The organism is Paracoccus sp. TD-10 (assembly GCF_048270675.1).
GTDB classification, from domain to species: Bacteria; Pseudomonadota; Alphaproteobacteria; order Rhodobacterales; family Rhodobacteraceae; genus Paracoccus; species Paracoccus pantotrophus.
Genome location: NZ_CP182418.1, coordinates 2,090,671 through 2,117,154, shown reverse-complemented (window position 1 = coordinate 2,117,154; position 26,484 = coordinate 2,090,671). Strand labels below are relative to the sequence as shown.

Annotated in this window: 25 protein-coding genes and 2 pseudogenes; 10 read left to right on the top strand and 17 right to left on the bottom strand. The window is 68.2% G+C overall.

The window, feature by feature from the left end; genetic code table 11:
• The first annotated feature begins 119 nt into the window (after window positions 1-119).
• The 4 genes from ACNKFW_RS10535 (at window position 120) to ACNKFW_RS10520 (ending at window position 3,003) form a co-directional block, all read left to right on the top strand.
• Window positions 120-959, top strand: coding sequence for a peptidylprolyl isomerase (locus tag ACNKFW_RS10535; RefSeq protein ID WP_024844002.1), 840 nt, complete (start codon window positions 120-122; stop codon window positions 957-959).
• Window positions 960-962: 3 nt separating this feature from the next.
• Window positions 963-2,360 (top strand): bifunctional glutamate N-acetyltransferase/amino-acid acetyltransferase ArgJ, encoded by a 1,398-nt coding sequence (argJ, locus tag ACNKFW_RS10530; protein ID WP_024844001.1) that lies wholly within the window; start codon window positions 963-965, stop codon window positions 2,358-2,360.
• Complete coding sequence (locus tag ACNKFW_RS10525) at window positions 2,357-2,755, top strand: (deoxy)nucleoside triphosphate pyrophosphohydrolase (RefSeq protein ID WP_024844000.1); 399 nt, start codon at window positions 2,357-2,359, stop codon at window positions 2,753-2,755. The genes argJ and ACNKFW_RS10525 overlap by 4 nt, the downstream gene beginning before the upstream one ends.
• A 119-nt stretch (window positions 2,756-2,874) precedes the next feature.
• The gene (locus tag ACNKFW_RS10520) at window positions 2,875-3,003 is read left to right on the top strand and encodes a hypothetical protein (protein WP_024843999.1); all 129 of its coding nucleotides are present in this window, start codon (window positions 2,875-2,877) and stop codon (window positions 3,001-3,003) included.
• Window positions 3,004-3,231: 228 nt separating this feature from the next.
• Here ACNKFW_RS10520 and infB read toward each other — a convergent pair whose 3' ends face one another.
• The 5 genes from infB to pip all read right to left on the bottom strand — a co-directional run bounded on the left by infB (window position 3,232) and on the right by pip (window position 9,901).
• A complete protein-coding gene (gene infB / locus ACNKFW_RS10515) occupies window positions 3,232-5,775 on the bottom strand; it encodes a translation initiation factor IF-2 (protein ID WP_024843998.1) in 2,544 nt (847 codons plus the stop codon).
• Between the two features lie 7 nt (window positions 5,776-5,782).
• Entirely contained in the window at window positions 5,783-6,400 is a 618-nt protein-coding gene (locus ACNKFW_RS10510) for an RNA-binding protein (protein ID WP_418024323.1), read from the bottom strand.
• A 15-nt stretch (window positions 6,401-6,415) separates the two neighbouring features.
• Window positions 6,416-8,095 carry a transcription termination factor NusA gene (gene nusA, locus ACNKFW_RS10505; protein ID WP_418024321.1) on the bottom strand — a complete coding sequence of 560 codons (1,680 nt, stop codon included), beginning with the start codon at window positions 8,093-8,095 and terminating at the stop codon, window positions 6,416-6,418.
• A 3-nt stretch (window positions 8,096-8,098) separates the two neighbouring features.
• Window positions 8,099-8,719: a ribosome maturation factor RimP gene (rimP, locus tag ACNKFW_RS10500; RefSeq protein ID WP_418024319.1), complete on the bottom strand. Its 621-nt coding sequence runs from the start codon at window positions 8,717-8,719 to the stop codon at window positions 8,099-8,101.
• A gap of 195 nt (window positions 8,720-8,914) precedes the next feature.
• Complete coding sequence (gene pip / locus ACNKFW_RS10495; RefSeq protein ID WP_024843994.1) at window positions 8,915-9,901, bottom strand: prolyl aminopeptidase; 987 nt, start codon at window positions 9,899-9,901, stop codon at window positions 8,915-8,917.
• Window positions 9,902-9,952: 51 nt separating this feature from the next.
• Here pip and ubiG point away from each other — a divergent pair, with 51 nt between their 5' ends.
• Entirely contained in the window at window positions 9,953-10,735 is a 783-nt protein-coding gene (gene ubiG, locus ACNKFW_RS10490; RefSeq protein WP_051419417.1) for a bifunctional 2-polyprenyl-6-hydroxyphenol methylase/3-demethylubiquinol 3-O-methyltransferase UbiG, read from the top strand.
• A gap of 103 nt (window positions 10,736-10,838) precedes the next feature.
• Here ubiG and ACNKFW_RS10485 read toward each other — a convergent pair whose 3' ends face one another.
• From ACNKFW_RS10485 to ACNKFW_RS10470, 4 genes are read right to left on the bottom strand one after another with little or no spacing between them, the layout of a single operon-like run.
• Window positions 10,839-11,342 (bottom strand): MarR family winged helix-turn-helix transcriptional regulator, encoded by a 504-nt coding sequence (locus ACNKFW_RS10485; RefSeq protein WP_024843992.1) that lies wholly within the window; start codon window positions 11,340-11,342, stop codon window positions 10,839-10,841.
• The gene (locus ACNKFW_RS10480) at window positions 11,339-12,190 is read right to left on the bottom strand and encodes a carbon-nitrogen hydrolase family protein (RefSeq protein WP_177209304.1); all 852 of its coding nucleotides are present in this window, start codon (window positions 12,188-12,190) and stop codon (window positions 11,339-11,341) included. Before ACNKFW_RS10480 ends, ACNKFW_RS10485 begins: the two co-directional genes overlap by 4 nt.
• A complete protein-coding gene (gene grxC / locus ACNKFW_RS10475; RefSeq protein ID WP_024843990.1) occupies window positions 12,187-12,450 on the bottom strand; it encodes a glutaredoxin 3 in 264 nt (87 codons plus the stop codon). Before grxC ends, ACNKFW_RS10480 begins: the two co-directional genes overlap by 4 nt.
• A 37-nt stretch (window positions 12,451-12,487) precedes the next feature.
• Window positions 12,488-13,225, bottom strand: coding sequence for a double zinc ribbon domain-containing protein (locus ACNKFW_RS10470; protein ID WP_024843989.1), 738 nt, complete (start codon window positions 13,223-13,225; stop codon window positions 12,488-12,490).
• A 31-nt stretch (window positions 13,226-13,256) separates the two neighbouring features.
• Here ACNKFW_RS10470 and ACNKFW_RS10465 point away from each other — a divergent pair, with 31 nt between their 5' ends.
• From ACNKFW_RS10465 to ACNKFW_RS10450, 4 genes and pseudogenes are all read left to right on the top strand, one after another.
• A complete protein-coding gene (locus ACNKFW_RS10465; protein WP_418024315.1) occupies window positions 13,257-14,096 on the top strand; it encodes a methyltransferase domain-containing protein in 840 nt (279 codons plus the stop codon).
• Window positions 14,093-15,124 (top strand): ferrochelatase, encoded by a 1,032-nt coding sequence (gene hemH, locus ACNKFW_RS10460; protein WP_418024313.1) that lies wholly within the window; start codon window positions 14,093-14,095, stop codon window positions 15,122-15,124. The genes ACNKFW_RS10465 and hemH overlap by 4 nt, the downstream gene beginning before the upstream one ends.
• A 254-nt stretch (window positions 15,125-15,378) precedes the next feature.
• Window positions 15,379-15,863, top strand: a pseudogene (locus ACNKFW_RS10455) (DDE-type integrase/transposase/recombinase); the annotation flags it as partial.
• A gap of 119 nt (window positions 15,864-15,982) precedes the next feature.
• Window positions 15,983-17,196: pseudogene (locus tag ACNKFW_RS10450) on the top strand (IS91 family transposase).
• Between the two features lie 365 nt (window positions 17,197-17,561).
• Here ACNKFW_RS10450 and ACNKFW_RS10445 read toward each other — a convergent pair.
• Window positions 17,562-18,215 carry a L,D-transpeptidase gene (locus ACNKFW_RS10445; protein ID WP_024843986.1) on the bottom strand — a complete coding sequence of 218 codons (654 nt, stop codon included), beginning with the start codon at window positions 18,213-18,215 and terminating at the stop codon, window positions 17,562-17,564.
• Between the two features lie 229 nt (window positions 18,216-18,444).
• Between ACNKFW_RS10445 and ACNKFW_RS10440 the strand changes: the two genes are divergently transcribed.
• Entirely contained in the window at window positions 18,445-19,005 is a 561-nt protein-coding gene (locus tag ACNKFW_RS10440) for a CAP domain-containing protein (protein ID WP_418024310.1), read from the top strand.
• 350 nt (window positions 19,006-19,355) lie between these two features.
• Here ACNKFW_RS10440 and ACNKFW_RS10435 read toward each other — a convergent pair whose 3' ends face one another.
• The 7 genes from ACNKFW_RS10435 to ACNKFW_RS10405 form a co-directional block, all read right to left on the bottom strand.
• On the bottom strand, window positions 19,356-19,628 hold the full coding sequence (locus tag ACNKFW_RS10435; protein ID WP_024843984.1) for a hypothetical protein: 273 nt from the start codon (window positions 19,626-19,628) through the stop codon (window positions 19,356-19,358).
• 345 nt (window positions 19,629-19,973) lie between these two features.
• Window positions 19,974-20,489 (bottom strand): L,D-transpeptidase family protein, encoded by a 516-nt coding sequence (locus ACNKFW_RS10430; protein WP_024843983.1) that lies wholly within the window; start codon window positions 20,487-20,489, stop codon window positions 19,974-19,976.
• A gap of 65 nt (window positions 20,490-20,554) precedes the next feature.
• Entirely contained in the window at window positions 20,555-21,775 is a 1,221-nt protein-coding gene (locus tag ACNKFW_RS10425; protein ID WP_418024308.1) for a class I SAM-dependent RNA methyltransferase, read from the bottom strand.
• Window positions 21,772-23,643, bottom strand: a complete 1,872-nt coding sequence (locus tag ACNKFW_RS10420; RefSeq protein WP_024843981.1) for an ABC transporter ATP-binding protein — start codon at window positions 23,641-23,643, stop codon at window positions 21,772-21,774. Before ACNKFW_RS10420 ends, ACNKFW_RS10425 begins: the two co-directional genes overlap by 4 nt.
• Window positions 23,643-24,809: a CCA tRNA nucleotidyltransferase gene (locus ACNKFW_RS10415; protein ID WP_418024306.1), complete on the bottom strand. Its 1,167-nt coding sequence runs from the start codon at window positions 24,807-24,809 to the stop codon at window positions 23,643-23,645. The genes ACNKFW_RS10420 and ACNKFW_RS10415 overlap by 1 nt, the downstream gene beginning before the upstream one ends.
• A complete protein-coding gene (locus tag ACNKFW_RS10410; protein ID WP_024843979.1) occupies window positions 24,806-25,390 on the bottom strand; it encodes an NUDIX hydrolase in 585 nt (194 codons plus the stop codon). Before ACNKFW_RS10410 ends, ACNKFW_RS10415 begins: the two co-directional genes overlap by 4 nt.
• The gene (locus ACNKFW_RS10405) at window positions 25,390-26,415 is read right to left on the bottom strand and encodes an Hsp33 family molecular chaperone HslO (protein WP_024843978.1); all 1,026 of its coding nucleotides are present in this window, start codon (window positions 26,413-26,415) and stop codon (window positions 25,390-25,392) included. The genes ACNKFW_RS10410 and ACNKFW_RS10405 overlap by 1 nt, the downstream gene beginning before the upstream one ends.
• Between the last annotated feature and the right edge of the window lie 69 nt (window positions 26,416-26,484).

Genomic DNA, 26,484 nt, shown 5'->3' with positions numbered 1-26,484 from the left:
AAAAACGGCGACGGGCGCGCATTTTCGGTTGCGCCGGATGTATGCCCCGGCCGGCCCACTGTCAACGCTTGCGCCCGTTCACCTCTGCGTGGACGCGCCGTCCCATGAAGGGGAAACCTATGCTGAAACCGCTTCTTGCCGTCTCCGTGCTGCTTTCGGGGACCGTCTCGGCCCTGCCCGTGCTGGCGCAGGATGCCGATACGGTCGTCGCCACCGTCAATGGCGAGGCGATCACGCTGGGCCAGATGGTCGCCATGCGGCAGGGGCTGGACGCGCAGGCGACCCAGGGCCTGCCGGATACGGCACTGTGGGATCTGATGCTGGACCAGATGATCCGCCAGACCGCCGTGGCCCAGGCGGCCGAGCCGCTGAGCAAGCGCGATACCGTGGCGCTGGAGATCGAGAAGCGCGCCTATCTGGCCGGCTCGGTGCTGGAAAAGATCGCCGCGGCCGAGCCGGACGAGGCCGAGCTGAAAGCCGCCTATGACCAGGCCTTCGGCGGCCAGGCCGAACCCGGGGTCGAATACAATGCCGCCCATATCCTGGTGAAGACCAGGGAGGAGGCCGAGGCCATCGCCAAGCAACTGGCCGAGGGCGCCGATTTCGGCGTGCTGGCCGAGGAGAAATCGACCGACAATTCCGGCCCGAACAAGGGCGACCTGGGCTGGTTCCAGCCCGAGCAGATGGTCGCGCCCTTTGCCGAAGCCGTGAAGGCGCTGGAAAAGGGCCAGGTCTCGGAACCGGTCGAGACCCAGTTCGGCTGGCATGTCATCAAGCTGAACGACACGCGCGAGGTCACGCCCCCCGCCTTCGACGAGATCAAGGAGCAGCTGGCCGTGCAGGTCCGTCGTGACAAGGTGCAGGCCGAGATCGAAAAGCGCGTCTCCGAAGCCAAGGTCGAAAAGACCGAAGGGCTCGCCCCCGACCTGCTGAACAAGACCGACATCCTGGGAGAGTGAGCGATGGCCAAGACGGATGACAAGAAGTCCCGGCTTTCCGATGCCGAAAAGCTGAAGGCGCTGAAGAAGAAGCTGAAAAAGCTGAAGGCGGCGCTGAAGGAAACCGCTGCCGGCCTCGAGGCACGGGCCGAGGCGGCGGTGGCGGCGGCGGTGAAGCCCAAGAACCCGGTCTCGCCGCTGGCGCCGGCGCGCTTTCCCGACCTGCCGGTGATCGAGGGGGCCGAGTTCGCCTCGGGCGCGGCGGGGGTGAAATACCAGGGCCGTACCGATGTCATGCTGGTCCGGCTGGCACCGGGCACGGCCATCGCCGGCGCCTTCACCAAATCCTCGACCCGTGCGGCCAGCGTGCTGGACTGCCAGGCCAAGCTGGCGCTGAAGCAGGACACCGCCCAGGGCGCGGCGATCATCGTGAACTCGGGCAATGCCAATGCCTTCACCGGCAAGAACGGGCAGGAGGCGGTGGATGCCGTCACCGGCGGCGTCGCCAAGGCGCTTGGCGTGCCGCGCGAGCGGGTGTTTTCCTCCTCGACCGGGGTGATCGGCGAGCCGCTGCCGGCCGAGCGCATCACCGCGGTGATCGGCGATCTGGCCGCCAACCTGGATGCGGCCGGCGCGGCCGGCGCGGCACGCGCCATCATGACCACCGACACCTTTCCGAAAGGCGCGGCGGCCAGTTTCGAGGGCGATGGCGGCACCATCAACATCACCGGCATCGCCAAGGGCTCGGGCATGATCGCGCCCGACATGGCGACGATGTTGGTCTATGTCTTTACCGATGCGCAAATCGCGCCGGCGCTGCTGCAGCGCATGCTGTCGGCGCGCATGGACCAGACCTTCAACGCCATTACCGTGGACAGCGACACCTCGACCTCGGATGCGCTGATCCTGGCAGCGACCGGCAAGTCCAAGGCGGCGCCGATCACTGACCTGCGCTCGGCCCCGGCGCGGGCCTTCGGCAAGGCGTTGTCGCAGGTGATGCTGGATCTGGCGCAGCAGGTGGTCAAGGACGGCGAGGGCGCGACGAAATTCGTCGAGGTGCAGGTGACGGGGGCCACCAGCGATGCCGACGCGCATCGCGTCGCCATGGCCATCGCCAATTCGCCGCTGGTCAAGACCGCCATCGCCGGCGAGGACGCGAACTGGGGCCGCGTGGTCATGGCCGTCGGCAAGTCCGGGGCCGAGGCCGACCGCGACCGGCTGACCATCCGCTTCGGCGACATGGTGCTGGCCGAGAACGGCTGGCGCGCGCCCGGCTATGACGAGGGGCAGGCCAGCGCCTATATGAAGCGCGACCATCTGGTGATCGGCGTCGACCTGGGGCTGGGCAGGGGCCGGCGCACGGTCTGGACCTGCGACCTGACGCATCGCTACATCGACATCAACGCCGATTACCGCTCATGAAGACGGTGCTTGTCGCGGCCGTCGCGCTGATCGACGCAGACGGCCGCGTGTTGCTGGCGCAGCGCCCCGAGGGCAAGTCCCTCGCGGGCCTGTGGGAGTTTCCGGGCGGGAAGGTCGAGCCGGGCGAGACGCCCGAGGCCGCGCTGATCCGCGAATTGCACGAGGAGCTGGGGATCGAGACCTGGCGCTCGTGCCTGGCGCCGCTGACCTTCGCCAGCCATGCCTATGAGGAGTTTCACCTGCTGATGCCGCTGTTCGCCTGCCGGCGCTGGCAGGGCGTGCCGGTGCCGCAGGAAGGGCAGAACCTGGCCTGGGCCCGTGCCGCAGAATTGAGCAAATACCCCATGCCGCCGGCGGATCTGCCGCTGATTCCGATCCTGCGCGACTGGATATGAGACATATCGGTCACGCTGGTTCCGGCTTTATCGTCCATCTGCCTGAGTCTGCGACATTCCCGGTTAACATTTGACGATTTTGCGACAATTCTGAAATCCTGTAGAGGAGGAGATCGGACATGATTCGCACGATCACGATCGGCAGTTGCATTTCGGTCCAGGGGATCTTTGAACGGCAGCAGGCGAACGGGAACATCGTGGTCCGAGTAGGCAGCAAGACCTATGAGGGCAAGCCCGTCCTGACCTGAGGCGACAGCAACGTGTCCATGATCGCGGAACGGGGCCCCTTTGCGGGCCCCGTTCTGTTTTTCGCTTGCCCTGTCGCCGGCCTCCGGCGGGGGTATTGGGGAAACGGAGAAGGCGGCGCACGCAAGGCGTCGGCGTTGCCATGTCGGCAGGTGGGCGTTCCTGCCGGGGTCCGGGCATGAAAAAGGGCGGACCCGCAGGCCCGCCCCCTTTGCCGCTGTCCGCGGGGATCACAGCTGGCGCTGCACTTCCTCGCGCTCGAAGATCTCGATGACATCGCCCTTGCGGATGTCGTCGTAATTCTCGAAGGCCATGCCGCATTCCTGGCCGGATTGCACTTCCTTGACCTCGTCCTTGAAGCGCTTGAGCGTTTTCAGCGTGCCTTCGTGGATCACCACGTTGTCGCGCAGCAGGCGCACGCCGGCCGAGCGACGCGCCACGCCCTCGGTCACGAGGCAGCCGGCGACATTGCCGACGCCCGAGACGCGGAAGACTTCCTTGATTTCGGCATAGCCGATGAAGTTCTCGCGCACCTCTGCGGAAAGCAGGCCCGAGGCCGCCGCCTTGATGTCATCCACCAGGTCGTAGATGATCGAGTAATAGCGGATCTCGACCCCTTTCTGGTTGGCGGCGTTCCGCGCCGGGGCATTGGCCCGGACGTTGAAGCCGATGACCGGCGCCTGGCTGGCCTCGGCCAGGCCGACATCCGATTCGGTGATCGCGCCGACGCCGTAATGCAGCACGCGGACGCGCACCTCGTCGTTGCCGATCTTTTCCAGCGCCTGGACGATGGCCTCGGCCGAGCCCTGCACGTCGGCCTTGATGACCACCGGCAGTTCGGCGACGCTCTCGTCCGCCTTGGCCTTGGCGAGCATCTGGTCCAGCGTGATCGCGGCACCGGCGGCGGCGCGCTTGTCCTTGGCGGCCTGGATGCGGTAATCCGCGATCTCGCGCGCCTGCGCCTCGGTCTCGACCACGTTCAGCACGTCGCCGGCCTCGGGCGTGCCGTTCAGCCCCAGCACCTCGACCGGGACCGAGGGGCCGGCAGTGTCGATGCGGTCGCCCTTGTCGTTGATCAGCGCGCGGACCTTGCCCCATTGCTCGCCGACGACGAAGATGTCGCCGCGCTTCAGCGTGCCGTTCTGCACCAGCACGGTCGCGACCGGACCGCGGCCCACGTCCAGCTTGGCCTCGATCACCGCGCCCTGGGCCGGGCGGTCGGGATTGGCCTTCAGTTCCAGGATCTCGGCCTGCAGCGCGATGGCCTCCAGCAGCTCGTCCAGGCCCTGGCCGGTCTTGGCAGAGACCTCGACGTCCTGCACCTCGCCCGACATGGCCTCGACCACCACCTCGTGCTGCAACAGGTCGGTGCGCACCTTCTGCGGGTTCGCATCCGGCTTGTCGACCTTGTTGATCGCCACGATCATCGGCACATTGGCGGCCTTGGCGTGGTTGATCGCCTCGACCGTCTGCGGCATGACCGCGTCATCGGCGGCGACCACCAGCACGACGATATCCGTCACCTGCGCGCCGCGGGCCCGCATCGAGGTGAAGGCCGCGTGGCCGGGCGTGTCGAGGAAGGTCAGCAGCGCCCCGTTCGACGCCTTCACCTGATAGGCGCCGATATGCTGGGTGATGCCGCCGGCCTCGCCCGAGACGACATTGGCATGACGAATCGCGTCCAGAAGCGAGGTCTTGCCGTGGTCCACATGGCCCATGATGGTGATCACCGGCGGGCGCGGCTTCAGATCTTCGGGCCGGTCCTCGACCTGGTCGATCACCTGCTCGACATCCGCATCCGAGACGCGCACGGCGCGATGGCCGAATTCGTCGATCACCAGTTCGGCGGTATCGGCGTCGATGGACTGGTTCGCCGTGACCATCATGCCCATGCGCATCAGCGACTTGATGACGTCCGGCGTGCGCTCGGCCATGCGGTTGGCCAGTTCCGAGACCACGATGGTCTCGGGCAGCTGCACGTCGCGCACCTGCTTTTCGGCGCGCTGGTGGCCGCCCATGGCCTTTTGCCGGGCTTTTTCCTGCTTGCGCTTCATCGCGGCCAGGCTGCGCTGGCGCCCGCCTTCGCCGTCCAGCGCCTGCGACAGCGACAGCTTGCCGGTGCGGCGGCTGTCCTCGCGGCCCTTGTTGCGGCTGTCGCGGTCGTCGGCGGGGCCGCGGGTGTCGCGGTCGCGGTCGGTCTTGCGCGGGCCGGCGGCGCTGACGCCCTTGGTCTCGGCGCGCACGGCGGCCGCCTCGGCGGCGGCGCGGTCGGCGGGGGTCGCCGGACGCGCATCGGCCTTGGGCTTGGCGATCTCGGCCTTCTTCTTTTCGCGCAGCTCGGCTTCGCGGGCGCGGCGCGCATCTTCCTCGGCCTTCAGCCGCAGGGCTTCCTCGCGTTCGCGTTCCTCGCGCTCCTTGGCCTCGGCTTCAAGCCGGCGGCGTTCGCGTTCTTCCTCGCGGGCCTTTTCCTCGGCGACGCGCTGCGCGGCTTCCTCGACCTCGCGGGCCTTGGCGGCCTTCAGCGCGGCCAGGCGCCGTTCCATCTCGGCATCCGAGATGCCGGCGGGACGCTTCGACGGGTCGCCCGACACGGCCGAGGGCGAGCCCGAGCGCCCGCCACCGGCCGCGCCGCCGGCCTTGCCGGGCACGACCACGCGCTTGCGCTTGGTCTCGACGACCACGTTATGGGTCCGGCCGTGGCTGAAGCTTTGCTTCACATGGCCCGAACGGCCGCCACCAAGACCCAGGGGTTTCTTTCCGTCAGTATCGCTCATCCGATCTTCATTCCTTCCCGGCGGATGCACCGCCGTCATGCCCGCGCAGACCCGTCAGTCTGCTCGCGTCCCTGATCAATTTTTCGGTCAGGCCCCCCGGCGCAAGCGCGCTGTGTATGACATGATCGCGCCCAAAGGACAAACCCAATTCTGATGCGGTCATGCAGCCGAACCACCGGCCCCCCGGAGGGGTCCAGAGCTTGCCCTTGCCGCGTTCGGACCCGTCGCTGGCCTGCAAGAGCACCTTGGCCTTGCCGGCCGCCAGCCAATCCTTGACCTTCTCGAAGCCGGCCACCGCCAGCCCGGCCTTGCGCGCCAGCGACAGCGTGTCCGTCACCCGCCGCGCCAGCCCGGATTCGATGATCGCCAGCAGTTCGGGCGGGGCGGTCACCCGCGCCTTGGCGCCACGCGAAAACAAGCCCTTGGCGGCAGCCTTGTCCAAGGCTTGCCGGTCGGCCACGACCCAGAAGCCGCGTCCGGGCAGCTTTTCGGCCAGATCCGGCACCACCTCGCCATCGGGGCCCGCGACAAAGCGGATCAGCCCAGCCTTGGGCTGAACCTCGCCCGTGACGATGCAGCGCCGTTCGGGCGTCTCGCGGTCCTTGATACGGCCCCCGCGTGTCATCCGGTTTCCGGGGCGTTACACCCCGGCCTCCTGTTCGTCGCCCTCGGCCTCGGCCTCGTCGGCCGATTCGAACTCGGTCGGGTCGACCCAGCCCAGCATGACGCGGGCGGTCATCACCATGGTCTGCGCATCTTCCAGGCTGATGCCGAAGGGTTCCAGAATGCCGTCGTCCTTGACGCGCTGGCCGTTCTGCGTGGTCCAGCCGCCAGCCAGTTCCCAGTCGGCGCAGGTGGCGAAATCCTCCAGCGTCTTGACGCCGTCCTTGGCCAGGGCCTCGACCATCTGCGGGGTCAGGCCCTCGAACTCGATCAGGCTGTCCTCGACGCCAAGGGCGCGGGCGTTCTCCAGCGCGGCCTTGTTGGCAGCCTCCAGATGCTCGCGGGCGCGGGTCTGCAATTCCTCGGCGGTGCCTTCGTCCACGCCCTCGATCGACAGCAGCTCGTCCAGGTCGACATAGGCCACCTCTTCCAGGTTGGTGAAGCCCTCGGCGACCAGAAGCTGGGCGAAGAACTCGTCCAGGTCCAGCGTGTCCATGAACAGCTTGGTGCGGGCGTTGAACTCGGCCTGGCGGCGCTTCGATTCCTCTTCTTCGGTGAGGATGTCGATGTCGAGGCCCGTCAGCTGGCTGGCCAGCCGCACGTTCTGGCCGCGGCGGCCGATGGCCAGCGAAAGCTGCTCGTCCGGCACCACCACCTCGATGCGGGTGGCGTCCTCGTCGAAGACGACCTTCGCCACCTCGGCGGGTTGCAGCGCGTTCACGAGGAAGGTCGCCTGATCCTCGGACCACGGGATGATGTCGATCTTTTCGCCCTGCAATTCACCGACGACGGCCTGCACGCGACTGCCGCGCATGCCGACGCAGGCGCCGACCGGGTCGATCGAGTTGTCATAGCTGATCACGGCGATCTTGGCGCGCGAGCCCGGGTCGCGGGCCACGGCCTTGATCTCGATGACGCCGTCATAGATCTCCGGCACTTCCATCTTGAACAGTTCCGCCATGAATTGCGGATCGGTGCGCGACAGGAAGATCTGCGGGCCGCGGGCCTCGCGGCGCACATCCTTGACATAGGCGCGGATGCGGTCGTTCGGGCGATAGCTCTCGCGGCCGATCTTCTCGTTGCGGCGCAGGATCGCCTCGCCCCGGCCGACGTCGACGATGATGTTGCCGTATTCCTCGCGCTTGACGACGCCGTTGATGATGGTGCCGGCGCGGTCCTTGAACTCTTCGTATTGCCGGTCGCGCTCGGCCTCGCGGACGCGCTGCAGGATCACCTGCTTGGCCGATTGCGCGGCGATACGGCCCAGATCGACCGGCGGCACCTGCTCCTGGAACACGTCGCCCGGCTGCGGCTTGCCCGAGAAATCGGTCAGCACCTGGCCGTCGCGCAGCCAATGGGCGCGGCCGTCCTTCGAGGGCTCGAAATAGGCGCGGGCCTGGTCGGCGGTGAATTGCGCCTGGTAGTTCTCGACCGCATCGTCCTCGACCACGGTGCGGGCGCGGGTGAAGGTGGCGTTGCCGGTCTTGCGGTCGATATGGACGCGGATGTCCATTTCCGAGCCGTAGCGCGACTTCGCGGCGCGGGCCAGGCTGTCCTCCATCGCCTCGATCACCAGATCGGGGTCGATCATCTTTTCCCGTGCAACGGCCTCGGCGGTTTGCAGCAGTTCAAGCTGGTTGGCAGAGGTGATGGCCATTCCTCACTCCTTCGCGGCGGTGTTGTCTTCGCCGGCTTCCGTTTCGATCTCGTCAAAGGCGGTCTCGTCCAGATTGTCGATCTGCACGCCCGCGTCCTTTTTCTGTCGCAGCATCTCGGCGATCAGCTCGTCGGTCAGCACCAGTTTCGCATCGGAAAGCCAGTCGAAGTTCAGCCCGATGGTCTGGACCTCGCCGCCTTCCTCGATGTTCAGCAGCACCTCGTCGCCGCCCTCGCCCTTTTCGACCCCCGCCAGCACGCCCTTGAAACGCTTGCGCCCGTCGATGGGCTGGTTGGTCTCCAGCCGCGCCTCGTAGCCCTCGAAGGTCTCGAAATCCTTCAGCCGGGTCAGCGGCCGGTCGATGCCGGGGCTGGAAACCTCCAGGTGATAGGCGTCCTCCAGCGGATCCTCGACATCCAGCATCGCGCTGACGGCGGTGGAAATGTCGGCGCAGTCGTCGACATTGATGCCGCCTTCGGGACGGTCGGCCATGATCTGAAGCGTGGCGGTCTTGCCGCCTTGCAGGCGGATGCGCACCAGTTCGAAACCCAGATCCTCGATGACCGGGGCGATGATCTCGGCCAGGCGCCGGTCGATGGCGGTCTTGGCGATGAGGTCGCTCATGCTGATCCCCCAAATACAAAAAACGGGCCTAGGCGGCCCGTGCGTCTTACCGGTGGGCAGGTTGTGGACGCCTGCGCCGCTGTTGAGCCGCATATAGGGCCCCTCGCCGGGGATTGCAAGGAAAACCGGCGCGGCGCCGGCCGCCCGCCCCGCGGGGGCCGGAAACCGGCGGCCCCGCGGCCCTTGGCGACAGGGTCAGCGCCGCCTTGCCACATCCCGGAAACCGTCCATGACCCGCACCAGCTCGGCGGCGATTCGCGGCTCGCTCAGCGCATGGCCCGAGGCGGGGACCAGCCGCAACTCGGCCCTGTCCCAGCCCTGGGCCAGTTCCCAGGCGGTCGCCGGCGGGCAGACCATGTCATAGCGGCCCTGCACGATCACCGCGGGAATATGCTCGATGCGGTGGCGGTCGCGCAGAAGCTGGCCCTCGGTCAGGAAGCAGTCATGGGCGAAATAGTGATTCTCCAGCCGGGCGAAGGTGCGGGCATAATCGGGCGGCGCATGGCCCGGCCCATTGATCTCCAGCCCCGCCAGGGCGTTTTCCCAGACCAGCCAGGGCAGGGCGAAGCGCGTCTCCTGCCCGCGGTCGCCGCTGAACAGGCGCCGGTGATAGGCGGCGATCATGTCGCCGCGCTCGGCCTCGGGGATCGGGGCCTGGAACTCGGCCCAGCGGTCGGGGAAGAAGCGCGCGACACCGCCGCCATAGAACCAGTCCAGCTCGGCGCGCCGGCCCAGGAAGACCCCGCGCAGCACCAGCGCCTCGACTGGCTCGGGATGGGCCTGGGCATAGGCCAAGGCCAGGGTCGCGCCCCAGCTGCCGCCGAACAGGATCGCCCGCTCGATCCCCAGGCTGCGGCGGATCGTCTCGATATCGGCGATCAGGTGCTGGGTGGTGTTGGCCGCGACCGCGGCATGGGGCTGCGAACGGCCGCAGCCGCGCTGGTCGAACAGCACCGCCCGGTAATGCGCCGGGTCGAAGAAGCGCCGCATATAGGGGCTGCACCCGCCGCCGGGCCCGCCATGCAGCACGATCACCGGCACGCCGTCGGGATTGCCGCTTTGCTCGACATGCAGCTGGTGGCCTTCGCCGACCCCGATCACCCGGCGGTCGAAGGGTTCGACCATCGGGTGCAGCCTGCCATGCGACGGTGTGCCGCCGATTTGCCCTGCCAATCTGTCCATGGCACCACTATATAGCGCCTCGCATGCGCCCGCCACATGAAGGACGGCCAGATGACCGAAAGACCAGCCCCCAGCAACCCGGCCCCCAGCAACCCGGCCCCCAGCAGCATCGACCCGGCCGAGGTCGCCAAGTTCCAGGCCATGGCACGGGAATGGTGGGATCCGAGCGGCAAGTTCAAGCCGCTGCACATGCTGAACCCGACGCGGCTGGACTATGTCACCGCGCAGATCGCCGCGCAGTTCGGCCGCGACCTTTCCGCCCCCGCGCCATTCGAGGGGCTGCGTCTGCTCGACATCGGCTGCGGCGGCGGGCTGATGGCCGAGCCGATGGCCCGGCTGGGCGCCACCGTCACCGGCGCCGACGCGGCCGAGGGCAATATCGCCATCGCCCGCCTGCATGCCGGGGAACAGGATCTCGCCATCGACTACCGCGCCACCACGGCCGAGGCGCTGGCAGCCGAGGGACATCGCTTCGACGTGGTGATGGCGCTGGAGATCGTCGAGCATGTCGCCGACCCGGCGCAGTTCATCGCCACCTGCCGCGAGCTGGTGGCGCCTGGCGGCATGCTGATCCAGTCCACGCTGAACCGCACCGCGCGCAGTTTCGGCGCCGCCATTCTCGGGGCGGAATGGATCATGCGCTGGCTGCCCAGGGGCACGCATGACTGGCGCCGCTTCATCACCCCCGACGAGCTGGCGCGGATGACCGAGGCGGCGGGGCTGCGCGTCGTTGACCGCTGCGGCATGGTCTTCAACCCGCTGGGCTGGAGCTGGTCGCTGTCGCATCGCGACCTGTCGGTGAACTATGCGATGACCGCCCTGCGCGACGGCTGACTTCTTCGTTCCGCAAATACCCGGCAGCAGCGGCGCGGCCGGGCGGGCCCGCGCCGGTCTTCACCGTTTTCCAGATACTCCTGCGACCGGGCGACCGGCGGGCTCAGCGCCCGCCGCGCGATTCGTGACGCAACGTCTCTTCCAGCTGCTTGCGCAGCATGCGCAGGACCGGCAGCGCCGCGCGCACCCGGTCGGCGCCGACATCGCGCACCACATCGGCGATTCGCGGCATGAAGGCGGCCAGGGCCGCGTCCCGCGCCGCCCGCCCGGCCGGGCTGATGGCGATGAACTTGCGCCGCGCGTCGTCCCAGTCCGGGCGGATATGGATATGCCCCGCCCATTCCAGCCGCGACAGCGTGTTGGTCATGGCGCCGCGGGTGACGTGGAACGCCTCGGCCAGTTCCGCCGGCGTGCGCTCGACATTCAGATGCGCCAGCAGGTTCAGAACCGAGAAATGCGAGATCTGCATGCCCTTGGGCAGCGCCTTGCCGATCAGGTCGCGCGCCAGCTGATCGGCGATGAACACCTCGGAAAACAGGCTGGCCGCCAGGGCATCGGCCGAGGCTTCGGCATGGCCATGCGGGCTGTCTTGCGTCTTGTGGATCATGGGCCCGCGAAGTTCCGGTCATGCGTCAGGGAAGGGATGCGGGACCGTGCCCCGAGAACCGCCGCTGGGTCAAGCGTCACGAAGCTCACCCCCGGCTCGGTGCCGCCATCGGCCAGCACCTCTCCCCAGGGCCCGACGGCCAGGGAGTGGCCATGGCTGCGGCGCGGGCGGCGGTCCGGCTCGGCATGGCTTGCATGGCTGCCGCATTGCGCGGGCGCCAGGACGAAGCAGCCGGTCTCGATGGCGCGGGCGCGCAACAGCACCTCCCAATGCGCGGCGCCGGTGGTGTCGTTGAAGGCGGCGGGCACGGTCAGCACCTGGGCCCCCGCCTGGGCCAGCGCGCGGTAAAGCGCGGGAAAGCGCAGGTCGTAGCAGACGGTCATGCCGACGGGCAGGGGCCCCTGGGCCAGCACCGCCCGCCCGCCCGGCCGGAAGGCCGCCGATTCGCGATAGGATTCGCTTTCTGACACGGTCACGTCGAACATGTGCAGCTTGTCATAGCGCGCCCGGATGCTGCCGTCCGGTGCGATCAGGAAGCTGCGATTGGCAAAGCGGCTCTCGCCCGGATCGCCGGTCTTCAGCGACAGCGAACCGATCAGCAGCCAGATGCCCAGCTCGCGCGCATCCTCGCGCAATGCCGCGAGCGTCGGATCCTCGGCCTCGATGTGCAGAATCTGCTCCTGCCGCTCGCGGCCGGCACCCAGCAGGTTGGTCGCCTCGGGCGTCAGCACCCAGCCGGCCCCGCCCCGCGCCGCCTCGCGCACCAGCGCCTGCGTGACCGGCAGGTTGCGCTCGGGATCGTCCGAGACGCTCAGCTGCACCAGCCCCGCGGTCAGCGCCTGGCTCATGCGGTCAGGCCCAGCATGGCATCCAGCTGGCCCTGGCGGTCCAGCGCATGCAGATCGTCGCAGCCGCCGACATGGCGGCCGTCGATGAAGATCTGCGGCACGGTCCGGCGGCCGCCGGCGCGCTGGGTCATTGCCGCGCGCAGCTGCGGATCGCGGCTGACATCGGTGTCGTGATAGGCGATGCCCTTCTTGCGCAGCAGCGATTTCGCGGCAATGCAATAGGGGCAGGTGGGGGTGGTATAGAGTTCGACCTTGGCCATAGATATGCGCGTCCCGGATTCATGGTTCGGTTCCTATCTAGGCATCCTTGACCGCCCGCGCCAGAACCACGACCGAGATCGGCCCCGCGCCCGCTGCCGCCAGCGCATCGGCCGAGGCGGCCAGCGTTGCCCCCGAGGCCATCACGTCATCGACCAGCAGCACCGCCCGGCCCTGCACCTGCGCCGCCATGCGCGCCGGCACGCCGATCGCCCCGTCCACATTCGCGAAACGGTCGCCGACGCTGCCATGGTCCTGCATCGGCGTATGCCGCAGCCGCCGCAGGGCGCCGGGCAGATGCGCCAGCCCATGCGCGCGGGCGACATGCCGCGACAGCATCTCGGCCTGGTTGTACTTGCGCTTCAGCAGCCGGCGCAGATGCACCGGCACCGGCACCACCACCGTCTCCGGCCGCAGCAGCGGCAGGGCCGCCCGCGCCACCCAGCCGCCAAGCGCGGGTGCCAGGTCCAGCCGGTCGCCATGCTTCAGCATCAGGGCCAGCCTGCGGCCGCTGCCGCGATAGACCAGCGCCGCCCGGCCCTGTTGCCAGGGCCGCCGGACCCTCAGGCAGTCGTCGCAGACCAGCAACCCCGCCGCCGCGTCCGCCGCATCGCCCGCCCCGTCGCCAGGCAAGGGCGCGCCGCAGCGCGCGCAGCAGGTGCCGGTGATGAAATCGGCCTCGCGCCAGCAGGCGGGGCACAGCCCGCCCTCGTCGGCGACGGGCGCGCCGCAGCACAGGCATTGCGGCGGATAGACCAGCCGCAATGCGCCTTTCATCAGGCCGCGAAGCCCCCTATGTTCAGCCCCCATGATGCCCGATCCCACCTCTTCCGTTCCCGGCCTGACCGATCGCCGCGCGCTGGAGCGCAACCGCGCCCGCGCCCTGCGCCTGGGGCCGGTCGATTTCCTGCATCGAATCGTCGCCGACGAGATCGAGGATAGGCTGGCAGAGGTTAACAGACGGTTTAGCGCCGTCGCCGTCGTCACCGGCCAGCCGCAGTTCTGGCGCGATGCCCTGCCCAGCGCGGCGATCGTCGCCGATACGCCCGTGCTGGCGCTGGAACCGGGGGCGCATGACCTGGTGATCCATGCCATGGCGCTGCACTGGGCCGAGGATCCGGTGGGCCAGATCGCCCAGGCGGCGCGCGCGCTGCGCCCCGACGGGCTGTTCATCGCCGCCTGTCCCGGCGGGCGCAGCCTGCACGAGCTGCGCGACGCGCTGACCCGCGCCGAGGCCGAGGTGACGGGCGGCCTGTCGCCCCGCGTCCTGCCCATGGGCGAGATCCGCGACCTGGGCGGGCTTTTGCCGCGCGCGGGCCTGGCGCTGCCGGTCGCCGACCAGATCACCCAGATCGCCAGCTATCGCAGCCTGTTCCATCTGGCGCGCGACCTGCGCGCCATGGGCGAGGGCAATGCGCTGGCCCAGCGGCTGCGGCGCCCGACGCGACGAGATGTCTTGTTGCGCGCCGCCGCGCTTTATGCCGAAAACCATCCCGACCCGCAGGATGAAACGCGCATCCGGGCCACCTTCGATCTGGTCTTCCTGACCGGATGGGCGCCCGATGCCAGTCAGCAGAAACCGCTTCGGCCCGGCTCGGCCCGGATGCCGCTTGCCGAAGCTCTTGCCAGCACGAGAAAGCCCGAATGACCTTTACCGAGTACGCCCCAGCCGACCATCCGAACATCCCAGCCCGCAAGATTGGCGTGCTGGTCGCCAACCTGGGCACGCCCGATTCGCCCGACTACTGGCCGATGCGGCGCTATCTGAGCGAGTTCCTGTCGGACAAGCGGGTGATCGATTATCCCGCCTGGAAATGGCAGCCGCTGCTGCAGACTGTCATCCTGTCCAAGCGGCCCTTCACCTCGGGAGCGAACTACCGGCTGATCTGGAACAACGAGGCGAACGAAAGCCCGCTGATGACCATCACCAAGCAGCAGGTGGCGGCGCTACGCGAGCGGGCCTCGGCGCTGTGGGGCGACCGGGTCATGGTCGATTTCTGCATGCGCTACGGCAATCCCTCGACGCCGGACGTGGTCGAGCGCATGGTCAAGGCGGGCTGCGACCGCATCCTGTTCTTCCCGCTCTATCCGCAATATGCCGGGGCGACGACGGCGACGGCGAACGACCAGTTCTTCCGGGCGCTGATGACGCAGAAATGGCAGCCGGCCTCGCGCACCGTGCCGCCTTATTTCGACCGGCCGGACTATATCGCGGCGCTGGCCGCCTCGGTCGAACGCGCGCTTGGCGGCCGCCAGCCGAGAAAGCTGGTCGCCAGCTATCACGGCATGCCGAAACGCTACCTGATGGAGGGCGACCCCTATCATTGCCAGTGCCAGAAGACCTCGCGCCTGCTGCGGGAACGGCTGGGCTGGGACGAGGGTGTGATCGACACCACCTTCCAGTCGGTCTTTGGCACCGAGGAATGGCTGCGCCCCTATACGGTCGAGCATGTGGCCGAACTGGCCAAGCAGGGCATCACCGAGATCGCGGTGATCTCGCCCGCCTTCTCGGCCGATTGCATCGAGACGCTGGAAGAGATCCAGGGCGAGATCCGCGAGGCCTTCGAACATGCCGGCGGCAAGGAGTTCACCTATATCCCCTGCCTGAACGCCGAGCCCGCGCATATCGACGTGCTGGCGGCCGTGATCGCCGAGAATCTGGCGGGCTGGATCTGAGGGTCGGATATGCGGATGTCCGCTTTGCGGAACGAAGCGGACGGTCGTGGCATTAGTGAACATCACCGCGTGCCCTGTTCACCGCATCGATCCACTCGGATGCAACGGCGACCAGCGCGGCGTAGTCGCATATCCTGCATTCTGCCCGCCCTATCAGGTTGCTGAAGAAGTCGGCCCTCGACCTGGTTTGCGGACCATGGTTCACCCTGTGCGTGGCGACGGCGGGGAGCCCAATGGACGACGATTTCACCTAGGTCGCTACCTGGAGGGGTTGCGTGTATGTGGCTTTCGTCATCGACGCCCACGCACGCCGGATCGTCGGCTGGCGGGCGAGCCAAACAGCTCACGCAGGCTTCGTGCTCGAAGCCTTGGAACAGGCCGTGCATGATCGGCGACCGGTCACGGGCGCGGGGCTCGTTTACCATTCCGACCGCGGGTCGCCATACCTGTCGATCAAATACACCGAGAGGCTGGGCGAGGCCGGCATCGAACCATCTGGGGCAGCGTCAGCGACAGCTGCGACGACGCTTTGGCGGAGACGATCGACGGTCCCTTCAAGGCCGGGGTGATCCATCGACGCGGGCCGTGGCGCAGTTTCGAAGCTGTCGAGTATGCCACCCTCGAATGGGTCGACTGGTTCGACAACCGCCGCCTTCTCGAGCCGATCGGAAACATCCCGCCAGCGGAAGCGGAGGCAAGCTTCCACGCCGCTCCGGATACTGAAGACATGGCCGCGTAACTAACCGAAATCAGCCTCCGGAGAACCCGGAGCGGTTCACACCGTCAGCCCCCTACGAGATGCTGGCCAGGTTACAGGACCAGACCGTTAAGCGAAGCCTGGAGTGATCGGACGACGGGGTGTCCCGACTGACGCTGGAGATCGCTGACATCTTTCGCGCCCATGGTCCCACGTGGCGGCGGGCCAATGCCGGGCATGTCAGCCTGACCCAACTGAAGGTTATGTCGGCCATCGAGGCCTGCCGGACCGAGGCACTTGGGCCAGGCATGTGGCGGGTTGTGCCAGGTGCGGCCATCACCCTATCGCCTACAACTCCTGCAAGAACCGGCATTGCCCCAGGTGCCAGGGACCGGCGGCGCGCGACTGGATGGCAGCGCGTGCCGAGGATCTGCTCCCGGTCACGCCGTCTTCACCCTTCCGGCCGAGATCGCGCGGATCGCTTCTTGCAACAAGAGGGCGGTCTACGGGCTGCTGTTCAAGGGTGTGGGCATGACTGCCATCGGTCCGAAGGAATGCCCGAAAGCGGAAACGGTCATGACCATCGCCGCCGGCCCCAAGCGCCTTGGCGCCCGTGTCGGCGTGACCAGTGTGCTGCACACCTGGGGATCGGCGCTGACTCATCCCCACATCCCCATGATCGTTCCGACCGGCGGCCTGTTGCCCGAGGGCACGTGGTGGGTCACCTGCAAGCGCGGGTTCTTGCTGCATGTGCGGGTTCTGTCGCGGCTGTTCCGACGCCTGTTTCTGGACGGGCTGAGGGATCTGCACCGGGCCGGTCAGTTGGTCTTCTTAAGCGATCTTGCCGAGTTGGCCGACGCGCGCACCTTCACCGCCTGACGCGCCCCGTTCCGACAATCCGAATGGGTGATCTATGCCAAGCCGCCCTTCGGAGGATCCGAGGCCGTGCTGGCCTATCTCAGCCGCTACACGCACCGCGTCGCCATTTCCAACGCGCGTCTGGTCAGCGCCGATGCCCATGCCGTCGCCTTTCGCTGGAAGGATTACCGCATCGAATCCGGCGACCGGCAAAAAGTCATGCGGCTGGCCACGCCCGAGTTCATCCGTCGCGTCCTGATCCATGTCCTGCCCGATGGCTTCCACCGCATCCGGCATTCCGGCCTGTTGGCCAGTTCGGCTCGCAAGGCCAATATCACCAAGATCCGCGCCTTGCTCTGCGTCCAGCAGTCTGAACAGGTCGCCGTTCCAGAGCCAAAGCCCGAGATCGCCCCGCTCACCATGCCCCTCCTGCGGCGGTGTCATGCGCATCATCGAGATCTTCAGGCGGGGACAGACACCGATGTCGCGCGCGCCACCGAGGGAACAGGCCGCATGACATATCGCCCGTCGTCCGTCACGAAACAGCACCGGCCACAGACCGCAGGCCCGGTCCCAACAGCGCGTGCTTGTTCATTGCCAGCACGGCACGAGGCGGCAGAAACTCCAAACCGCACAGCCCTTGTCGAGATCATCGGCCGGGTTTGCGATCGTATCAGGTGCCTGGAACGCCATCAGCCGCACTCCGGATAAATCCGTCGTCCCGTCCCTTTGCGCGCTTTACCCCTAGCCTGATCCAAGACCCCCGCGGCTTCCGCCTTGGGAGGTTTTCCAACGCGGCCCGACCCCGCACCAGAGGCACCCTCATGCCGCGGCCCGTATCGGAAAACCTTCACCGTAGCGGTCGTTCCTGTCCCGGCCGGGTCAGATCAGCAGCACCTGGGTGCCGATCTTGGTCAGGTCGTAGAGCTGCTTGATATGCTCGTTGTAAAGGCCGATGCAGCCGTTCGAGGACTTGCGGCCGATCTTGCGCGTGTCATGCGTGCCGTGGATGCGGTAATACTGCCAGCTCAGCCACAGCGCATGGGTGCCCAAGGGGTTGTCCGGCCCCGGCGGCACGAAATCCGGCCATTCGGGGTTGCGCTTCTTCATCTCGGGGGTGGGCGCCCAGCTGGGGCCCTCGACCTTCTTGATGATCTCGGTGCGGCCGGTGCGGGTCAGGTCGGCGCTGACCGGGACCGAGGTCGGGAACAGCTTGTAGACCGACTGGTCCTCGGACCAGTAATGCAGCGCGCGCGAGGTCAGGTCGACCAGGATCGCGCCATTGGTCAGGCTGCTGAAATAGGGCTGCCAGTCCTGCATACGGAAGCTGGAGATGTTGCGCCGCGAATCCTGTCCGGCATCGTATTGCACCATACCCGCATCCGGGGTGGCGCCGCCCGCCGTGCCCTGCAAGGGCTGGCCGGTATAGGGGTCGAAGGATTGCGCGATGGCCGGGGCCGCCAGCCCTGCCGCGCCCATCGCCACCGAGGCGGTCAGAAATGTCCGGCGCGAGACCGGTTTCTTCGGCGTGATCATGTGTCGCTCCTGATATGTGACGGACCGCTTCCTGCGGCCTTCTCTGCCCGAATGTGCGAAAGAGGTCTTGCTGGAACGGGGATTTACGCCTGCCGCGAACGCCTTGCAATTCAAACAAGCGTCATTGTCGCAACACAGTCGCAGGCTGTTGCGCTCACGCAATCTTGGGTTTGAAGCGGCGGTTGCGCTTTTGTATGGCTGGCGCAAACATCCTTGGGGACAGGACATCATGCTGAAACTTTCCACCCTGGCGCTTGTGTCGGTGCTGGCCCTTGCGGCCTGCCAGCAGCCTCAGCCGCAACTGGGCCCCGACGGCCAGCCGCTGCCCACGGCCTATCGCATCACCCCGCGCGAAGAGGCGCAGATCCCCGGCCGCGTCCTGGGCCAGATCAACGCGCTGCGCGCCAATGTCGCGGCGCCCGCCATGATGCAGAGCCCCGCGCTGGATGCGGCCGCCAAGGTCCATGCCCGCGACATGGCGGCGCAGAACCGGGCCTGGCATTTCGGCTCGGACGGCTCATCGCCGCTGGAGCGGGTGCGGCGCCAGGGCTATATGGGCCATCTGATCGGCGAGAACATCTCCGAGACCTACGAAAACGAGATCACCACCCTGAACGCCTGGATGCAGACCCGCGACACCCGCGACGTCATCATGGATCCGCGCGCCACGGAGTTCGGCATCGGCTGGTACCAGGAACCCTCGGGCAAGATCTGGTGGGTGTTGATCACCGGCGCGGCCGGTGCGCCGATGGCCATGGCCGGGGGCTTTGCCCCGGGCGCCGGCATCTGACAACGCGGCGCGGCCTTTTGCGGGCCGCGCCTTTCCGGCCGCTTGGCCAGCCGACGAAGCCCGATCAGGGCCGTCGGCGGCGCATGCCGGTTCGCCGAGAGGGCCGAAGCAAGGATGCCGGGTGCTGCATGTCCGGCCGACAGGCGGCACTTGGTCAAGGCCGTTGCCGCCGCGCGCCGCAACAGCGGCGCATGCCGGTTCGCGAACAGGAACGATGCGATCATGCGGCGCCCGATGCCGGGCGCTGCCATGGCCGGCCGAGACGGGCCTGCAAATGCTGTCGCGGGCCCGATCCCGCCGGGTGCCGCGCCGCAGCCGCCGCGGTTCCCCGGACCCTGCCGGCCGGGATCCTATTTGAAGGTGATCTCGTATTCGCCTGCCTCGAAGGCCAGCATCTCGACGAATTTCATCTCGTTGCGGTCCTCGAAGACATAGACATAGACGGTGTCATGCAGAAGCGTGGCGCGGCAAAAGACCTTCTCGGCCGTCACCCGTGCCGGGCAGGTCTCCAGGTCGATATGGTTCACGGAAGGCTCGAATGCTTCATAGCCGAAGTCCTGGGCCTGTGCGCCGGTGCCGACGAAGGTGGCGGCAAGCAGGGCGGGGGCGAGTAGCGATCTCATGGATGATCTCCGGGAATGGGTGAAGACGCGACTGATAATAACCAAGTGATTCAGTCAATTTTTTACCTAAAGGCAGGAACCGTCCGGGTGCAACCCATTGCTTTGGTGCGACGCGCCGGTTCACCCTGCGCGCTCGTCTGCTCGTCTGCTCGTTCGCTTGCCTGCCGGACCGCCCTGCGGTGCAGCCGCCGGAAAGGCCCATGGCGTTGTCCATGGCGGATGCGTCAGCCTGATGCCGGCCGGCGCTGGTCGCCCGGCTTGCTGCCGTCCCGGCCTTCCGACATGGCAAGGCCCCGCGCCGATGCGCGGGGCCTGGGTCATCGTTCGGCGATGTCAGGGATGGCGTCAGGGATAGATGAAGATCGGCACGCCCGGCCGCAGCATGGTGAAGATCTCCTCGATCTCCTCGTCGGTGACGGCGATGCAGCCGGCGGTCCAGTCCGGCCGGTTCAGCGCCCGCCCTTCGGGACCGAGGCCGTGGATGAAGATGTCGCCCCCCGGCCGCTGGCCACGCGCCGCCGCATTGGCCACGTCCTGCGCCGAAGGATAGGAGATGCCGACCGACAGGTGATAGCGGCTGCGCGGGTTGAAGCGGTCGATGAAATACAGGCCCTCCGGCGTGCGGCCGTCGCCTTCGAATTGCTTGTGGCCCAGAGGCTGGTTGCCGAGGTCGATCTTGTAGCTTTTGACGACCTCCTTGCCGCTGACCAGATACATCTTGCGGTCGGCCTTCTTGACCACGATCTGCGTGATCGGCGGCCCCTGATAGGTCTTGCTGGGTTGCAGGCTGTCGCCCCCGCCGCAGCTTGCCAAGACGGCTACTGCGACAACCGCGAAAAATGCGCGTATTGCCCGAATCATCACTGCCCTCTGTGTGCGCTATGCGCTTCGTTTTGTTATGAAATACCACAGAGATTAAAATTTCGCTAGCGTCGGCGAATTTCCGCCACGGTCTCGACATGCGGTGACCAGCGGAACTGGTCGACCACGAAAAGCCGTTCGATCGCATAGCCGCCCTCGGCGAGAATCCGCGCATCCCTTGCAAAAGTGACCGGGTCGCAGCTGACCCAGGCCAGCATGGGCACCTGCGCGCGGGCGATCTCGCGCGCCTGCGCCTCGGCCCCGGCGCGGGGCGGGTCGATCACGATTGCGTCATAGCCAAGCTCGTCGGGCAGCAGCGGCCGGCGCGCCAAGTCGCGGACCTCGGTCGTGATTCGGCGCAGGCCCGGCGCCTGCTGGGCGGCGGCATCCAGCGCCTGCAAGGGCGCGGCCAGCCCCTCGACGGCATGGACCTCGGCCGTCTCGGCCAGCGGCAGCGAAAAGGTGCCGCAGCCCGCGAACAGGTCCAGCACCCGCCCGGCGCCGCCGACCATGCTGCGCACGGCGGCCAGCAGCGCGGCCTCGCCCTCGGCGGTGGCCTGCAAAAAGCTGCCTGGCGGCGGCACCACCCGCGCCCGGCCCATGGCCAGCGCCGGCGGGCGGCGAGTGATCGGCTGCCCGTCCCAGCTGAGCCGCGCCAGGTCGCCTTCATCCGCCAATGCCGCAAGGGCCTGCAACAGCGCCGGCTGCATCGGCTTGCCGCCGGTGACGGCCAGGTCCAGGCCCGCCGGCGTCTCGGTCACGGTCAGCGACAACTCGCCCGAACGCGAGGCGCCGGCGACCACCAGCCGCCGCAACAGCGGCAGAGCGGACTGGATCCGCGGGCGCAGCACGTGACAGTCGGCGATGTCCACGATCACCTCCGAGGCGCGGGCGTGAAAGCCCACGAGCGCGCCCTTTTTCGTGCGCCGCCCCGACAGAACCGCACGCCGGCGCGAGCGCGGCGGCGAGACATGCACCCCGGCGATGGGCGCGCAAAGCCCCTGCGCGCGCAGCGCCTCGGTCACCACGCCGACCTTCCATGCCTTCACGAAATCGTCCGAGCCATGCATCAGCGAACAGCCGCCGCAGGCGCGGTAATGCGGGCAGGGCGGCCGCACCCGTTCGGGCGCAGGCGTCACGATGCGCGGGCTGGCGATGCGGCCGGCCTCGGCCTCGCCCTCGATCACCTCGCCGGGCAGGGTCAGCGCGGCCAGCGCGCGGCTCTCTCCCGCGATGGCCACGCCATCGCCCTTGCGGCCCAGCCGCTCGACGGTCCAGGTGGTCACTCGGCGGCCTCGGTGGTGTCCTCGTCTTCCTCGGTGCCCAGGAAGCCGCCCGACTGGCGGTTCCAGTAGCGCGCATAGGTGCCATTGAGCGCCAGCAGTTCGGCATGGCTGCCCTGTTCGACGATGCGGCCGGATTCCAGCACGACGATGCGATCCAGTTCGGCGATGGTCGAAAGCCGGTGCGCGATGGCCAGCACGGTCTTGCCCCGCATGGCACGGTGCAGCGCGTCCTGGACCTGCGCCTCGACCTCGCTGTCCAGTGCCGAGGTCGCCTCGTCCAGCACCAGGATCGGCGCGTCCTTCAAGAGCGCGCGGGCCAGCGCGATGCGCTGGCGCTGGCCACCGGACAGCTTGACGCCGCGCTCGCCCAGATGCGCGTCATAGCCGGTGCGGCCCATGTGGTCGCGCAGCTTGAGGATGAACTCATGCGCCTCGGCGGCCTTGGCTGCGGCGACGATCTCGTCCTCGGTCGCGTCGGGGCGACCGTAGAGGATGTTCTCGCGCGCCGAGCGGTTGAACATGGCGGTTTCCTGCGTGACCATGGCGATGTTGCGGCGCAGGCTTTCCTGCGTCACGGCGCGCACGTCATGGCCGTCCACCCGGACCGCGCCGCCCTCCACGTCGTAAAGCCGCAAGAGCAGCGAGACCATGGTGGATTTCCCCGCCCCCGAGGCGCCGACGATGCCCAGCTTTTCGCCCGCCGCGACATGAAGGTCCAGGTCGATGATGCCGCCGCCATTGCTTTGCCCCTCGCCGCGGCCATAGGCGAAATCCACGTGGTCGAAGTCGATGCGGCCCTGGACCCGGCCCAGGGTGACGGCATCGGGCGCATCGGTCAGGGCATGGGGCGGGGCAAGGGTCTTCATGCCGTCCTCGACCTCGCCGATCGAGCCCCAGACCCCCATCAGCGCCATGCTGACCCAGCCGGTCATCTGCGCCAGCCGCATGGCGATGGCGCCGGCGGCGGCGATGTCGCCCGCCGTGGCCATGCCCTGCCGCCACAGCAGGATGGTGCCGCCGACCAGGATCACCGGCAGCGCGCCGGCAATGGTCATCAGCGACAGGCGGAACCAGGTGCTGACCCGGCCGAAATCCAGCGCGCGTTCGCGAAAGCCGGCCATGGCGCCAAGCGCGGCGCGGTCCTCGTGCTCGGCATGGGCGAAAAGCTTGACGGTCTTGATATTGGTGATCGTGTCCACGACCTGACCCGTCACCATGGCCCGCGCCGAGGCCCGGCTGGCCGAGCGCGTGCGGATGCGCGGCAGGAAGAAGCGGATCAGCAGCACGTAGGAGCCCAGCCAGACCATCAGCGCCAGCGCGCCCCAGCCATCGACCGAGACCAGGAAGGCCGCCGAGCCGATCACCGAGGCCAGGGCAAAGGCCACCACGTTGACGAATTCTGTCGCCACGTCGGTCACGGCGCGGGCGGTCTGCATCTGCTTTTGCGCGATGCGGCCGGCGAAATCGTTGTCGAAGAAGGTCACCGCATGGCCCATGGTCCAGCGATGCAGCCGCGACAGCACCAGGGGCAGGATGTTCGGCCCGATGATGACGCTGGAACTGGCGGTCGAAAGCCCGAAGATCGCCGGGCGGATCAGCAGGAAGAAGGCGGCAAAGCCCAGGATCAGCCCGCCCTGGTCCGCCCAGATCCGGTCCACGGGGGTCGAGACCACCGCATCCACCACCCAGCCCAGCAGCACGGCCGAGACCACGTCGGCGATGCCTCCCAGCGCCGAGGCCACCGCGGCCAGCGTCAGCCCCGGCCATGCGCCCGACAGGCACCAGCGGAAAAAGGCCAGCAGGCTGCGCGGCGGCGGGCCGTCCGCCGGGCGGAAGGCGTCGATCATGCGGGCGAAGAAATCATGCATCAGGCGCGGGCCTCCTGTTGCAGGGCGATCCGCAGCAGCGCCTCGCGCGGCAGGGTGAAATCGCTTTCGACAAAGGCGTCCTCGGCCCGGCGCAGCGCCTCGCCCAGGGCAGGTCCGGACAGGTCCGGCATCAGGTCGCGGGCGGTCAGCGGGAATTTCGCCCCGGCGCCGCGGGCAAGCTCGTGGCACCAGCCGAAGGCGGGCCTGTCGCCGCGGGCGGCGCGGATCAGCACCGCTTGCGCGGCGCTGGCGCGGCCCAGGCGATAGGCGGCGGCGGGCGCGGGCATGGTCAGCGCCTGCGCGATCCGGTCCTGGGTGCGGGCCTCGTCCCGCGACAGGCGCAGCGCCTCGGCCGGGTTCGGCGCGCCCAAGAGCGCCAGCCGGCGCGGCCAGCAGGGCAGGGCGCCGGTGCCGTATTCCCGCTCGATCTCGACCAGTTCCGGCACGTCGCTGGCATCCGCGCCGGGCAGGACCAGCGGCAGCACCCCCGCCTCGGCCATCAGCGCCACGGCGTGGGACGGGTCGGGGGCGTCGAGCAGCTTGCGCATCTCGTGGCCGATGCGTTCCTTCGAGATGCCGGCAAGCCCCTGGCGCAATTCGCGGCAGGCGGCCAGCGCGTGCAGATCGGCCTCGCGCCCATACCAGGCCAGCAGGCGAAAGAAGCGCAGGATGCGCAGATAGTCCTCGGCGATGCGCGCGCGCGGGTCGCCGACGAAGCGCAACCGGCGCGCCGCCAGGTCGGGCAGGCCGCCCACCGGGTCCAGCACCTCGCCCGAGGCGGTGGCGTAAAGCGCGTTCATGGTGAAGTCGCGCCGCCGCGCATCGTCCTCGATGCGGTCGGAATAGGCCACGACGGCACGGCGGCCATCGGTTTCCACGTCGCGGCGAAAGCTGGTGACCTCGAAGCCGCGGCCATCGGCGATGACGGTGACGGTGCCATGCTCGATGCCGGTGGGCACCGAGCGCAGGCCGGCCGCCTCGGCCAGTTGCACGGTCTCCTCGGGCCGGGCCGAGGTCGAGATGTCCACATCCGCCACCGGCTCGCCCAGAAGCGCGTTTCGGACCGCACCGCCGACGATCAATGCCTGGGCGCCGCCCGCGGAAAGCGCGGCCAGCACCTGCCCCAGGGCCGGGTCGTCCAGGAAAGGCGCGGTCAGCCGGGTCATGCGGAAAGCCTTGTCGCCAGGGAATGCAGCACGCGGGCGGTGGCGCCCCAGATATAATAGGGGCCCCAGGAGGCGACATAATAGTCCCGCCGCGCGCCGCGCCAGATCCGGCCCTCGATGTGGTAACTGGCCGGATCGGCGACATGGGCGAAGGGGACGGTGAACACTTCCTCGACCTCTCCGGCCTCGGGGATCGGGGTGAAGGGGCCGTGGATCAGCGCCAGCACCGGGGTCATGGCGAAACCGGTGATGGTGCGATGCGGCGGCATGGTGCCCAGCACCTCGACCCGGGCGGGATCGAGGCCCACCTCCTCATGCGCCTCGCGCAGGGCGGCGGCGACCTCGTCGGCATCGCCGGGATCGACCTTGCCGCCGGGCAGCGCGATCTGGCCGGGATGGTGGCGCAGGCTGGAGGCACGCTTGGTCAGAATCAGCCGGCCGTCCACCGCGTCGAAACCGGCCAGCACGCCGGCCGGGCGCAGCGCAACCTCGCCCGGCGGGGCGCCGCCGAAGTCGAAATCCGACGAGGGCCCCGTCCTTTCCGACAGGGCCCGCGCCAATCTCTCGCGGATCGTTCCCATCAAAGCGCGGCCCGGCTTTCCCCGGTCCCGCCCTTGGGCAGGGGATTGCCCTCGGCATCGATCTCTGCCTCGAAGCCCAGGCTCTTGGGGTCGAATTCGTAATGTGCGCCGCAGAACTGGCAATCGGCGGTCACGATGCCGTCCTCGTTGGTCATGTGGCCGATGTCCTTGGCCGAATAGATCGACAGCGTGCTGCGCACCCGCTCGGCATTGCAGGAGCAGCCGAAGACCAGCGGCTGCGCGGCGAAGGCCGCGGGCTCCTCCTCGTGGAACAGGCGGAAGACCAGGTTCGGCAAGGGCAGGGCCTGATCGACCAGTTCCATCGCCTCGACCGTGGCCATCAGCGTGGTGGCGCGGTTCCAGTCCTCGGATTGCGCGCCCTGCAGGATGTCGGCGGATTGCAGGTCGCCGCCCTCGGGCCCGGCATGGCTGCCGGCCGGCAGGGTCTGCAGCATGATGCCGCCGGCGCGCCAATGTTCCTGGTGTTGGCCGGGCAGCCGCGCGCGGCCCACCGTCAGCTCGAACCGGGTCGGCAGCTGTTCGGACTGTTCGAAATAGGTCTGCGCGCAGGTGGCAAGCGAACCGCCGGCCAGCGGCGTCAGGCCCTGGTAGGGGGTCGTGCCCTCGCCCTGGTCGATCAGCACCGCGAAATAGCCCTGGCCGAGCTGGTCGAAGCCGGGCAGACCGTCTTGCAACCGCTCGGCGTCGAAACTGGCCCAGGCACGCATGCGGGCGGGGCCGCCCTCGGTCTCGGGGGCGTAATAGTCGGTGGCGATGGTGCGGATGGCGCCGTTGCCGCGCACCTGGAGCGAGAGCTTCCAGCGCAGCTTGATGGTCTGGCCGATCAGCGCGGCGAGCGTGGTCAGTTCCGCTACCATGGCGCTGACCGGGACCGGGTAGTCGTGGCGCGACAGGATGTGTTCGAGCAGGGGCCCGAGACGCGCGACGCGGCCGCGCATGTCCGAGCGTTCCAGCTGGAAGGGCAGCATGCAGTCGTCCCAGGAAATTTCCTTCGTTTCGGTCATTGGAAGTCCTTCGGAATAGGGATGCGCGGGGGCCGGCTGCGGCCTGGCGCCTTGGCCCCAATATAGGCC

What these genes read in the sequence shown, in the direction of transcription:
- ACNKFW_RS10535 (WP_024844002.1), top strand. Translation starts at nt 120, where the DNA reads ATGCTGAAACCGCTTCTTGCCGTCTCCGTGCTGCTTTCGGGGACCGTC.
- argJ (WP_024844001.1), top strand. Translation starts at nt 963, where the DNA reads ATGGCCAAGACGGATGACAAGAAGTCCCGGCTTTCCGATGCCGAAAAG.
- ACNKFW_RS10525 (WP_024844000.1), top strand. Translation starts at nt 2,357, where the DNA reads ATGAAGACGGTGCTTGTCGCGGCCGTCGCGCTGATCGACGCAGACGGC.
- ACNKFW_RS10520 (WP_024843999.1), top strand. Translation starts at nt 2,875, where the DNA reads ATGATTCGCACGATCACGATCGGCAGTTGCATTTCGGTCCAGGGGATC.
- infB (WP_024843998.1), bottom strand. Translation starts at nt 5,775, where the DNA reads ATGAGCGATACTGACGGAAAGAAACCCCTGGGTCTTGGTGGCGGCCGT.
- ACNKFW_RS10510 (WP_418024323.1), bottom strand. Translation starts at nt 6,400, where the DNA reads ATGACACGCGGGGGCCGTATCAAGGACCGCGAGACGCCCGAACGGCGC.
- nusA (WP_418024321.1), bottom strand. Translation starts at nt 8,095, where the DNA reads ATGGCCATCACCTCTGCCAACCAGCTTGAACTGCTGCAAACCGCCGAG.
- rimP (WP_418024319.1), bottom strand. Translation starts at nt 8,719, where the DNA reads ATGAGCGACCTCATCGCCAAGACCGCCATCGACCGGCGCCTGGCCGAG.
- pip (WP_024843994.1), bottom strand. Translation starts at nt 9,901, where the DNA reads ATGGACAGATTGGCAGGGCAAATCGGCGGCACACCGTCGCATGGCAGG.
- ubiG (WP_051419417.1), top strand. Translation starts at nt 9,953, where the DNA reads ATGACCGAAAGACCAGCCCCCAGCAACCCGGCCCCCAGCAACCCGGCC.
- ACNKFW_RS10485 (WP_024843992.1), bottom strand. Translation starts at nt 11,342, where the DNA reads ATGATCCACAAGACGCAAGACAGCCCGCATGGCCATGCCGAAGCCTCG.
- ACNKFW_RS10480 (WP_177209304.1), bottom strand. Translation starts at nt 12,190, where the DNA reads ATGAGCCAGGCGCTGACCGCGGGGCTGGTGCAGCTGAGCGTCTCGGAC.
- grxC (WP_024843990.1), bottom strand. Translation starts at nt 12,450, where the DNA reads ATGGCCAAGGTCGAACTCTATACCACCCCCACCTGCCCCTATTGCATT.
- ACNKFW_RS10470 (WP_024843989.1), bottom strand. Translation starts at nt 13,225, where the DNA reads ATGAAAGGCGCATTGCGGCTGGTCTATCCGCCGCAATGCCTGTGCTGC.
- ACNKFW_RS10465 (WP_418024315.1), top strand. Translation starts at nt 13,257, where the DNA reads ATGATGCCCGATCCCACCTCTTCCGTTCCCGGCCTGACCGATCGCCGC.
- hemH (WP_418024313.1), top strand. Translation starts at nt 14,093, where the DNA reads ATGACCTTTACCGAGTACGCCCCAGCCGACCATCCGAACATCCCAGCC.
- ACNKFW_RS10445 (WP_024843986.1), bottom strand. Translation starts at nt 18,215, where the DNA reads ATGATCACGCCGAAGAAACCGGTCTCGCGCCGGACATTTCTGACCGCC.
- ACNKFW_RS10440 (WP_418024310.1), top strand. Translation starts at nt 18,445, where the DNA reads ATGCTGAAACTTTCCACCCTGGCGCTTGTGTCGGTGCTGGCCCTTGCG.
- ACNKFW_RS10435 (WP_024843984.1), bottom strand. Translation starts at nt 19,628, where the DNA reads ATGAGATCGCTACTCGCCCCCGCCCTGCTTGCCGCCACCTTCGTCGGC.
- ACNKFW_RS10430 (WP_024843983.1), bottom strand. Translation starts at nt 20,489, where the DNA reads ATGATTCGGGCAATACGCGCATTTTTCGCGGTTGTCGCAGTAGCCGTC.
- ACNKFW_RS10420 (WP_024843981.1), bottom strand. Translation starts at nt 23,643, where the DNA reads ATGCATGATTTCTTCGCCCGCATGATCGACGCCTTCCGCCCGGCGGAC.
- ACNKFW_RS10415 (WP_418024306.1), bottom strand. Translation starts at nt 24,809, where the DNA reads ATGACCCGGCTGACCGCGCCTTTCCTGGACGACCCGGCCCTGGGGCAG.
- ACNKFW_RS10410 (WP_024843979.1), bottom strand. Translation starts at nt 25,390, where the DNA reads ATGGGAACGATCCGCGAGAGATTGGCGCGGGCCCTGTCGGAAAGGACG.
- ACNKFW_RS10405 (WP_024843978.1), bottom strand. Translation starts at nt 26,415, where the DNA reads ATGACCGAAACGAAGGAAATTTCCTGGGACGACTGCATGCTGCCCTTC.